At 33.2% G+C, this 10,339-nt stretch carries 12 protein-coding genes and 1 pseudogene; all 13 read left to right on the forward strand.

The genetic code is table 11. The features are described from left to right. Positions 1-11: 11 nt before the first annotated feature. Positions 12-101, forward strand: a pseudogene (locus IDG65_RS06540) (hypothetical protein); the annotation flags it as partial. A 162-nt stretch (positions 102-263) separates the two neighbouring features. Then, positions 264-515, forward strand: coding sequence for a type II toxin-antitoxin system Phd/YefM family antitoxin (locus IDG65_RS06545; RefSeq protein WP_000584499.1), 252 nt, complete (start codon positions 264-266; stop codon positions 513-515). After that, positions 515-781, forward strand: a complete 267-nt coding sequence (locus tag IDG65_RS06550) for a Txe/YoeB family addiction module toxin (protein ID WP_000113261.1) — start codon at positions 515-517, stop codon at positions 779-781. The genes IDG65_RS06545 and IDG65_RS06550 overlap by 1 nt, the downstream gene beginning before the upstream one ends. A gap of 34 nt (positions 782-815) precedes the next feature. After that, positions 816-887 carry a hypothetical protein gene (locus IDG65_RS14805; protein WP_223200558.1) on the forward strand — a complete coding sequence of 24 codons (72 nt, stop codon included), beginning with the start codon at positions 816-818 and terminating at the stop codon, positions 885-887. 187 nt (positions 888-1,074) lie between these two features. Continuing rightward, positions 1,075-2,625: a zinc ABC transporter substrate-binding lipoprotein AdcA gene (gene adcA, locus IDG65_RS06555; protein WP_000727760.1), complete on the forward strand. Its 1,551-nt coding sequence runs from the start codon at positions 1,075-1,077 to the stop codon at positions 2,623-2,625. 185 nt (positions 2,626-2,810) lie between these two features. Then, positions 2,811-3,278 (forward strand): SRPBCC family protein, encoded by a 468-nt coding sequence (locus tag IDG65_RS06560; protein ID WP_000153345.1) that lies wholly within the window; start codon positions 2,811-2,813, stop codon positions 3,276-3,278. Between the two features lie 86 nt (positions 3,279-3,364). Continuing rightward, entirely contained in the window at positions 3,365-3,547 is a 183-nt protein-coding gene (locus IDG65_RS06565; RefSeq protein ID WP_000250735.1) for a hypothetical protein, read from the forward strand. A gap of 202 nt (positions 3,548-3,749) precedes the next feature. Further along, on the forward strand, positions 3,750-4,574 hold the full coding sequence (locus IDG65_RS06570; protein ID WP_000594640.1) for a formate/nitrite transporter family protein: 825 nt from the start codon (positions 3,750-3,752) through the stop codon (positions 4,572-4,574). Between the two features lie 233 nt (positions 4,575-4,807). Further along, positions 4,808-5,344, forward strand: coding sequence for a GNAT family N-acetyltransferase (locus tag IDG65_RS06575; protein ID WP_000169319.1), 537 nt, complete (start codon positions 4,808-4,810; stop codon positions 5,342-5,344). A 232-nt stretch (positions 5,345-5,576) separates the two neighbouring features. Beyond that, positions 5,577-6,308 (forward strand): sirohydrochlorin chelatase, encoded by a 732-nt coding sequence (locus IDG65_RS06580; protein WP_001014060.1) that lies wholly within the window; start codon positions 5,577-5,579, stop codon positions 6,306-6,308. Positions 6,309-6,372: 64 nt separating this feature from the next. Beyond that, on the forward strand, positions 6,373-8,778 hold the full coding sequence (gene nirB / locus IDG65_RS06585; RefSeq protein WP_001118711.1) for a nitrite reductase large subunit NirB: 2,406 nt from the start codon (positions 6,373-6,375) through the stop codon (positions 8,776-8,778). 3 nt (positions 8,779-8,781) lie between these two features. Then, positions 8,782-9,096 carry a nitrite reductase small subunit NirD gene (gene nirD / locus IDG65_RS06590; protein ID WP_000448227.1) on the forward strand — a complete coding sequence of 105 codons (315 nt, stop codon included), beginning with the start codon at positions 8,782-8,784 and terminating at the stop codon, positions 9,094-9,096. Beyond that, the gene (gene cobA / locus IDG65_RS06595; RefSeq protein WP_000109715.1) at positions 9,087-10,064 is read left to right on the forward strand and encodes a uroporphyrinogen-III C-methyltransferase; all 978 of its coding nucleotides are present in this window, start codon (positions 9,087-9,089) and stop codon (positions 10,062-10,064) included. Before nirD ends, cobA begins: the two co-directional genes overlap by 10 nt. Positions 10,065-10,339: the final 275 nt, after the last annotated feature.

Below are 10,339 nucleotides of genomic sequence, written 5' to 3' on the forward strand. Positions count from 1 at the left end.
TGTTGAGATAAGTAAGTGATACCAATTTTTTAGGACAATATGAAAAGGCAATTTCTATTAGCAATATGATAGAGATTGTCTTTTTAATGTATGAAGTCTAAATGGGTGGAAATTATCATGTAAACATTTTTTAGTAGGGAATCAGTACAGGATAGGTATTGATTCTTCCCCGTGCAAAATCTTGATTAGTAATTTTTTTGTGTCGCTTGTTTTATTGTACAGATATTTGTACAATTGAGGTGTGTTAAAAGGAGGCGATAAATATGATTATTAAAAATTATTCATACGCTCGACAGAATTTAAAGGCACTTATGACAAAAGTAAATGATGATAGTGATATGGTAACTGTAACATCTACTGATGATAAAAACGTAGTAATCATGTCAGAATCAGATTATAACTCCATGATGGAAACACTTTACCTCCAACAGAACCCAAATAATGCTGAGCACTTAGCTCAATCAATTGCAGATCTAGAACGTGGGAAAACTATAACGAAAGATATAGATGTATAATGGCTAGGTTAAATATTACGTTTTCGCCTCAAGCCTTTGAAGATTATAAGTATTTTCAGCAGAACGATAAAAAAATGGTGAAGAAGATTAATGAGTTACTTAAAAGTATTGACAGAAATGGTGCATTGGAAGGTATAGGTAAGCCTGAAAAGTTAAAATCGAATCTGACTGGGTATTATAGTAGACGTATCAATCACGAACATAGATTGGTTTATACAGTAGATGACAAGCATATAAAAATAGCATCATGTAAATACCATTATTAAATCTAAAAGTCACACTATAAAAATAGGGTAAGTTATTTTAGGACAATATGAAAAGGCAATTTCTATTAGCAATATGATAGAGATTGTCTTTTTTCTTATATTATGACGTTCGTAAATACTATAAAGTTTTCTGTATCATATTTGTACAATAGTCATGTATTAGATAAAACGAAAAGTGGTAAATACCTAAAGTATGATTCGACTTTATATTATTTATAAAAACAGTGCTTGTATTTTAAGTAGCATGAGTATATAATTTTAAAACGTAAAGATTACTATTTAGGAGGGTGACTATGAAAAAGAAATTAGGTATGTTACTTCTTGTACCAGCCGTAACTTTATCATTAGCCGCATGTGGGAATGATGATGGAAAAGATAAAGATGGCAAGGTAACAATTAAAACGACAGTTTATCCATTGCAATCATTTGCAGAGCAAATTGGTGGAAAACACGTGAAGGTATCATCAATCTATCCAGCAGGGACAGATTTACATAGCTATGAACCAACACAAAAAGATATATTAAGTGCAAGCAAGTCAGACTTGTTTATGTATACAGGGGATAATTTAGATCCGGTTGCTAAGAAAGTTGCATCTACTATCAAAGATAAAGATAAAAAACTGTCTTTAGAGGATAAATTAGATAAAGCAAAGCTTTTAACTGATCAACACGAGCATGGTGAAGAGCATGAACATGAGGGACATGATCATGAGAAAGAAGAACATCATCATCATCATGGTGGATATGATCCACACGTATGGTTAGATCCTAAAATTAACCAAACTTTCGCTAAAGAAATTAAAGATGAATTAGTGAAAAAAGATCTAAAACATAAAGATGACTATGAGAAAAACTACAAAAAATTAAACGACGATCTTAAGAAAATTGATAACGATATGAAGCAAGTTACAAAAGATAAGCAAGGTAATGCAGTATTCATTTCACATGAATCAATTGGATACTTAGCTGATCGTTATGGTTTTGTTCAAAAAGGTATTCAAAACATGAATGCTGAAGATCCATCACAAAAAGAATTAACTAAAATTGTTAAAGAAATTAGAGATAGCAATGCTAAATATATTCTTTACGAAGATAATGTTGCGAATAAAGTGACTGAAACAATTCGTAAAGAAACAGATGCGAAGCCTTTAAAATTCTACAACATGGAGTCTTTAAATAAAGAACAACAGAAAAAAGATAATATTACGTATCAATCATTAATGAAATCGAATATTGAAAATATCGGTAAAGCTTTAGACAGTGGTGTTAAAGTGAAAGACGACAAAGCTGAAAGTAAACACGATAAAGCAATTTCTGATGGGTATTTTAAAGATGAGCAAGTTAAAGACCGTGAATTAAGCGATTATGCTGGTGAATGGCAATCTGTTTACCCTTACTTAAAAGACGGTACGCTTGATGAAGTGATGGAACATAAAGCTGAAAATGATCCGAAGAAATCTGCTAAAGATTTAAAAGCTTACTATGACAAAGGATATAAAACTGATATTACTAACATTGATATAAAAGGAAATGAAATTACATTTACTAAAGATGGTAAGAAACACACTGGTAAATATGAATACAATGGTAAGAAAACATTGAAATATCCTAAAGGTAACCGTGGCGTGAGATTTATGTTTAAATTGGTCGATGGTAATGATAAAGACTTACCGAAATTCATCCAATTTAGCGATCACAACATTGCACCTAAAAAGGCAGAACACTTCCATATCTTTATGGGTAATGATAATGACGCGTTATTAAAAGAAATGGATAACTGGCCAACATATTATCCTTCAAAATTAAATAAAGACCAAATCAAAGAAGAAATGTTAGCGCATTAATTCAACAGGTTTGCACACTCTACTCAACTGTTAATAGCTGAATAGAGTGTGTTTTTTATTTCGTAGTTATCAATTTCAACAGAGGGAATGATTAATATTACTATAGTTTATAACAAATGATTTGGTAACATATGTTACTCAATGCATGTTAAGATGAGTAAATATAAAAGATAGGGAGTGGGAAGATGACGATTAAAGTTGAAGATAATAAAATTATTTTTTCAAGAACGATAGAAGCACCGATTGAAAAGGTGTTTGATGCCTATACGACAAAAGCATTATTTGAAAAATGGTTTCATCCAAAAGACGCTAGTACCAAAGTGTTTCGCTTTAATGCTGTTTCAGGCGGTGATGCATTTTATGCGATTAAAACACCTACAATGACCAGCTATACATTAGCAGAATATAAAACGGTTAAGCGTCCATATTTAATTGAATATATTGACTCATTTGCGACACCTCAAGGTGCAAAAGATACGAAAATGCCAAGCATGAAAATTACTTTGTCATTTTCCAAGAGCAATACAACGAAAACGACAGTTACATCAACATCGGTATTTCCAACAAAAGAAGCCGCTCAACAAGTCGTAAACATGGGTGTTGAGCAAGGGATGAATCAAACATTAGATCAACTTGATGCTTTATTGAAATAAAGTTGTTGAAAATATGTAAAAATTTTTATATGCCATTCAGTTTATAATAATAACGTAATATTATTAATTGAATGAAGGATGATTCGATGGTACAACGTTACATTAAAGTATTAATATTATATATTTTTACTACACTTTTATCTTCAATTACTGTTACTTCGAAATGTGTACCAAATAAAGTTGTTAGATTTATTTTGCGTACAGTCGTAGGCTACGGTATATTTGCATATGGTTTACATTACTTTTCAAATTTAAAAAAGAATAAGTAATACTTACATAAAGCGAGATGAGCGCAATTAAAATGATACCAATTGTTTTATGTCGCGATATCTATCTCGCTATTTTTATGAGTAAATATTAGTTTTGAATTGGTAAAAAGAATTTTCTGAATTTTAATCTATGAATTACATCTAAATACTAATATAATTAATAGGTAAAATTTATTTGATAATAGTAAATGGGGGAAGTGCTGTGATAAAAAATAATAAAACAGTTGAAGATACGTATTCAACTAAAGCAATCGTAGACTCAATATCATCATCTGTTCAAATGAAACAAGTGATGGTACAGCAAACACCAGGACGATACATGCTAAAATCTATGATGGCAGGTTTCTTATTGTCCATTGTTACTGTTTTTATGTTTGGTATTAAAACACAATTCGCAAGTACACATGTTGATGGTCTCATTAATTTAATGGGAGCAATTGCTTTCAGCTTAGGATTGGTCTTAGTTGTACTAACGAATTCTGAATTATTAACAAGTAATTTTATGTATTTTACAGTTGGCTGGTATTATAAAGTTGTTTCTCTTAATAAGATGATGTGGATTTTATTATATTGTTTCCTTGGAAATATTTTAGGTGGTTTTGTATTATTCTTCTTAATGAAATATGCACATGTTATGACACCAGAAATGACACAAGCTTTAACTGCCTTAGTTCAGAAAAAAACAGTCGATTCGACTTGGTTGAATATTTTTACAAAAGGTATTTTCTGTAACTTCTTTATTAATATCGGTATTTTTATTTCTATGCAATTCAAAGGCGGATTGACAAAAGCATTCTTCATTGCTTGTGGCGTTATAGTCTTTGTATACATGGGATATGAGCACGTTGTATTCAATGCTGGTTTATATGCAGGTATGGTGTTCTTCAACCTTGATGCAGTTTCATGGTTACACGTTTTAAAAAATATCGTTTTTGCTTTCTTAGGTAACTTTGTCGGTGGCGGTATTTTTGTAGGTCTCGTTTATGCTTTCTTAAATGGTAAGCGTAATCGTTTAGAGCAACAATAATTAAGATGTAGTGATTAAATAGCGTAACAATGAATCATTCTTCCAAACCATTCATGAATTTGAATGGTTTTTTTACGTTGAGAGAGTAATTTTTAATAAGTTTCATGAGAGTATTGGTGTATTCAGATGAAGCATACTTTCTGACATGTGATAAATTTATTGATACACTTTGATGGATATTTATTTTAAAAATAAAATATGGTTAAATCATTTAAAAAAGAGTGGGGATTAATATGACAAAAACGATGATTCGACTCGCAAGTGAACAAGATGCAGAAAAATTGCAACAACTCATGCATGAAGCATTTACGCCTCTAAGAGAACTTGGCATAGACTGGCCTTCAGTAAATGCAAATTTAGATGCTGTGAAAGAAAATATAGATAAAAATACTACATTTGTCATGACAATTGATGATGAAATTATATCTACGATTACGGTCAGATATCCTTGGGGAAGTGTGAAAAGCATTTCGGGCTATCCTTTTGTCTGGTGGTTTGCGACAAATCCTGAGTATGAAGGGAAAGGCTATGGTAGCCAATTACTTACTTATGTTGAAGAAACATTTTTGCGAGATACGTTAAAGTCAGCGGCAGTTACTTTAGGTACATCTGCAAGATTGCATCCGTGGTTACTTAAAATTTATGAAAAAAGAGGTTATGAAATATACAGCGAACATGAAAATGATGATGGCGATTTAGGTGTAATCATGCGTAAAGTATTAATACCTGAACGTTTTGAAGAAACGATTCTAGGCCAACCACCATTTTAAGATAATAATATACACTACAAGCGACCGATATATTGATGCTTGCTCAAATGAATGAATGTTGAGTAGGGATTAACATATTGGTCGCTTTTTTGATTTAACAAAAAGGGAAAATTTATAAGGAATATGCATGACTACAGGCATCAGGGAATTCCCTGATTTTACATTATAATGTGATTCTTTTCACAAAAACGAAATGATTTGGTATACAATACGTGTGAAAGGGTTGGTAAATGTGAATGGGAATATCATTGTTGCACATGGCATGAGGCACGGACGACAGAATCAAGCGTTAGAAGCATTTATTTCTGAATTAGTAAAAGATGATATACATCACTATGATATTGCATTTTTAGAAAGTGAGCATCAGGATTTAGAAACAGTAATGACGACGTTGATTAAAAGTGGCGTTAAAAAGCTTAAGATTGTACCTTTGCTTCTCTTTAGTGCCATGCACTATCTCAAGGATATACCGAATATCGTTCATGAAATGACACAGCGTTATCCAGACATAACGGTAGAAGTAAGCGAGCCACTTGGTACACATCCTTTAATGAGACGATTAATTGAACAACGTATTTGTGACGCATTAGCAGGTGACGAACAACAAGTTGGAGTTATGGTTGTTGCACATGGCAATATTAATGGCAAGTTTACAAAAGCACATGAAGAGTTACAGACATGCGTTCAACATTTGCAGATTAATAAACCTACTTATGCGAGAACGCTATATGGTGAAATCAGTTTTATACATGATTTAGAAGATATTGCGAGACAGTATCAAAAATTGATTGTCGTACCTTTATTTTTATATGACGGAAGACTTGTTAACAAAGTGAAGCAGCAAATGAATGACATGGTTATTAATACAGATATACACATCACACCTTCAATTAACTTCGACCCAATTTTAAAGCAAATCATTAAAGATAGATTAGAAAGCTTAATGATTCCAATGAAAATATAAAAGCACTAACGAAAAATTAAACCTTTTTTTGAAATAAATATTATGTAGTAAAGGGGCATATTTTATGGCAAAGCAAAAACTAGTAATGATTGGTAACGGTATGGCGGGCATTCGAACAATCGAAGAAATATTAGAGCGTGCCAATGATTTATATGATATTACAGTAATTGGTAAAGAACCTTATCCTAATTATAATCGCATCATGCTTTCAAATATTTTACAAAATAAAATGACAGTTGAAGAAACAATTATGAATCCATATGAGTGGTATGAGGAACATGGTATCGAGTTAATTACAAATGATCCTGTAATTGAAGTAGATAGAGCAAATCAAAATGTAACGACTGCAAATGGTATTGAAGTAGCATACGATAAATTAATATTTGCGACAGGATCTAAAGCATTTGTCATTCCAGTGCCAGGTTCGACCTTACCAAGTGTTATTGGCTGGAGAACAATTGATGACACTGAAAAAATGATGGACATTGCTAAGACTAAAAAGAAAGCGATTGTTATCGGTGGGGGCTTATTAGGTTTAGAATGTGCACGTGGTTTATTAGATCAAGGTATGGAAGTAACAGTGTTGCATTTGGCTGAGTGGTTGATGGAAATGCAGTTAGACCGTAAAGCTGGAAATATGCTTAAAGCAGATCTAGAAAAGCAAGGTATGAAGTTTGAAATGCAAGCCAACACAACTGAAATCTTAGGAGAAGATGATGTTGAAGGTGTTAAATTGGCTGATGGACGCGAGATTCCGGCAGACTTAGTTGTTATGGCAGTAGGTATTCGACCATACACAGAAGTAGCCAAAGAATCAGGTCTAGATGTTAATCGTGGTATTGTTGTCAATGATGTGATGCAAACAAGTGATAGCAATGTATATGCAGTCGGTGAATGTGCAGAACATAACGGTAAAGTTTATGGTTTAGTTGCACCTTTATATGAACAAGGTAAAGTATTGGCAGATCATTTAACGAATAAAGAAACAGATGGATACAAAGGTTCCACTACATTTACATCATTAAAAGTTTCTGGTTGTGAGCTATATAGTGCTGGTCAAATTGTTGAAAATGCTGAAATCAAAGGTATTGAAATATTTAATAGTGTTGATAATAACTATAAAAAAGTATTTTTAAAAGATGGAAATGTGGTCGGTGCAGTCTTATATGGTGATATCGATGATGGTTCACGCTTTTATAACATGATGAAAAAAGGTGAATCTACTGAAGATTACACACTGGTATCATTGCTTACTAAAGGTGGAGAAGAGGCATCGCTATCAATTGCTGATATGGCTGATGATGAAACAATTTGTGGTTGTAATGGTGTTGATAAAGGTACTATAGTAAATGCTATTACGGAAAATGGCTTTACAACAGTTGAAGAAGTAACGGCTAAAACAAAAGCGGGGAATTCATGTGGTAAATGTAAACCGCAAATTGCTCAAATATTGCAGCACACCTTAGGAGATGACTTTGTTGCCGCAAAACCTGCTGGTATATGTGGTTGTACTGATTTGACACGCGATCAAATTGTAACGCAAATAAGAGCAAAAGGTTTAAAAACATCTAAAGAAGTTCGACATGTTTTAAACTTTAAAAATAAAGGTGGATGTCCAAAATGTCGACCAGCAATCAACTATTATTTAAACATGGTTTATCCACATGATCATGAAGATGAAAGAGAATCAAGATTTGCTAACGAACGTTACCATGCGAATATTCAAAATGATGGTACATTTTCTGTTATACCTCAAATGCGTGGAGGTGTTACAGATGCAGACCAACTGATTCGTCTAGGAGAAGTGGCTAAGAAATATCATGTGCCACTAGTTAAAGTGACAGGTTCGCAACGTGTTGGTTTGTATGGAGTTAAAAAAGAAGAATTACCAAATATATGGGAAGACTTAGGTATGCGTTCAGCATCAGCTTATGGTAAGAAAACACGCTCAGTTAAAAGCTGTGTCGGCAAAGAGTTTTGTCGATTTGGTACGCAATACACGACACGACTTGGCATTCGTTTAGAAAAAACATTTGAATACATCGATACACCTCATAAATTCAAAATGGGTGTATCAGGCTGCCCAAGAAGTTGTGTTGAATCAGGTGTTAAAGATTTTGGTATTATCTCAGTTGAAAATGGATTCCAAATCTATATCGGTGGTAATGGTGGTACAGAAGTTGAAAAAGCTGAATTTTTAACAACTGTAGAAACAGAAGATGAAGTAATCAAATTATGTGGTGCTTTGATGCAATATTATCGCGAGACAGGTATTTATGCTGAAAGAACAGCACCGTGGTTAAGAAGACTAGGGTTTGAAAATGTTAAAGAAGTGTTGCTTGATCCAGAAAGACAGAATGAATTATTTGAACGTATTATGGATGCTAAAAAAGCAGTCGAAGCTGAACCTTGGGAAGCAATCACTAGTAATGCGCAAGCTCGAAAAATCTTTGAAGTGGAGAAGGTGTAATACATGGAAACGAAAGAGAAAATCAAAGTGACAACTTTAGATGAATTGACACCCTTAATTGGTAAAAAGGTTATTGTCAAAGGCAAAGAAATAGGATTGTTTTTAACTGAAAGTGGTACAATTCACGCGATTCACAATATTTGTCCGCATAAACAAGGGCCATTGTCAGAGGGAACAGTGAGTGGTGAATATGTATTCTGTCCACTCCATGATCAAAAGATTGATTTAAATACTGGGATTGTACAAGAACCTGATGAAGGTTGTGTAGATGTTTATGAGGTAGAAGTTACAGACGGGAACGTATATATATGTCTGTAGATGAATATGGCAAGGTTTACTTGATAGGTGCGGGACCAGGTAATCCGAATTATTTGACTAAAAAGGCTGAGCGTTTAATACGTGAAGCGGAAGTTATACTATATGATCGATTAGTGAATCCGTTGATTTTACAATATGCGAATTTGACTACTGAAATTATCGATGTTGGTAAAAAGCCGTATGCAAAACACATTCAGCAAGAAAAAATAAATGACTGTATCGTGGAAGCAGCACGTCGATATAACAAGGTTGTGAGGCTTAAAGGTGGCGACCCAGCAATATTTGGACGAGTTCAAGAAGAAGTTGACACACTAAACAACTTTAATATTGCGTTTGAAATTGTACCTGGTGTGACATCTGCGAGTGCTGCAGTTGCTACTTTGCAGACAGGTTTGACAATGCGTACAGTTGCTAAAAGTGTGACATTTTCTACAGGTCACTTTAAAGATTCAGAAGAAAATGAAGTGGATGTCAATTCCTTAGTGAATGGTGGTACGTTAGCGATTTATATGGGGGTAAAACGTTTAGGGAAAATTATCACACAGATACAACAGTACACAGATATTGATTATCCGATAGCGATTGTCTTTCAAGCATCGTGTTTTAACGAGTTTGTTGTTAAGGGGCATTTAAGTAATATTATTTCAAAATTGCAACACTATTCAATTGAGGCGAAACCAGGTATATGTATTATTGGGGAAGTTGTTGGTTATACTGAAAACACTCCTAAATCATATGATCCTACGAAGCAATTTTATGTAGTAAGTGGTGCTAAACATGACGCCCTTATCCTCTGTGAACATTTATATGACGAAGGTTATGGCTGTTTGCTAAACCCAAATGATTCATCGAATGGCACATATCATTCGTCGCAATATGATTACTATGATGCGTTTATTAAGCAGCAAGAAAATGTAACATATATTTCAACCGATCGTGCAGATGCTAAAACAGTGTTATGTCACTAATTTATAAAAAATGAATAAGTAAGGTTTCAACCGAGAGAATATATTCGTGTTGAAGCCTTATTTGTCGTTGTGCCAAATTTGAACGATTTAGATTGGCAATAAACATGGTCACATGTGATTGTGTAAAATTTCAATAAAATCCAATTATTGATAGGGAAAATCCTTAAGTAATTAGGTAATTCCCTAATATTTTATATTTGTGAAAAAATGTACAATCTAATTAAAGCAATAGTCTTGGGCATTTTTAGTATTTAAAAACACGACATCTACACATC

The organism is Staphylococcus sp. EG-SA-17 (assembly GCF_017151845.1).
GTDB lineage: Bacteria > Bacillota > Bacilli > Staphylococcales > Staphylococcaceae > Staphylococcus > Staphylococcus aureus.